Source organism: Streptomyces sp. SID3212 (assembly GCF_009865405.1).
Taxonomy (GTDB): Bacteria; Actinomycetota; Actinomycetes; order Streptomycetales; family Streptomycetaceae; genus Streptomyces.
Window position 1 is genome coordinate 1 of sequence record NZ_WWJY01000128.1, and the last position, 354, is coordinate 354.

A 354-nucleotide genomic window follows, 5' to 3' on the forward strand; every position below is an offset into this window, starting at 1 on the left:
CACAAACAAGCCCGTCCGGCGATTGAGGACAACACCAACCGCAACGGACACACCGCCCCGGAGCCCCCGCGGCCGTAACCTGGACCCCGTGATCGACCCCCGCCGGCTACGGATCCTGCGCGCCGTGGCGGACCACCGCACGGTGACCGCCGCGGGTGCCGCCCTGTACCTCACCCCCTCCGCCGTCTCGCAGCAGCTCGCCGCCCTGGAGCAGGAGACCGGGCACACGCTCCTGACCCGTAGTGGGCGGGGGGTGCGGCTGACCGCCGCGGGGGAGATCCTGCTCGGGCACGCGCACGCCGTCCTCGCCCAGCTGGAGCGCGCCGAGGCCGAGCTCGCGGCCTACGCGGGCGG

1 protein-coding gene is annotated in these 354 nt (G+C 75.1%); it reads left to right on the forward strand.

Annotation, left to right across the window (positions count from 1 at the left end):
• Positions 1-88: 88 nt before the first annotated feature.
• A partial coding sequence (locus GT042_RS03685) for a LysR family transcriptional regulator (RefSeq protein WP_161307251.1) occupies positions 89-354 on the forward strand: 266 nt, incomplete at its 3' end.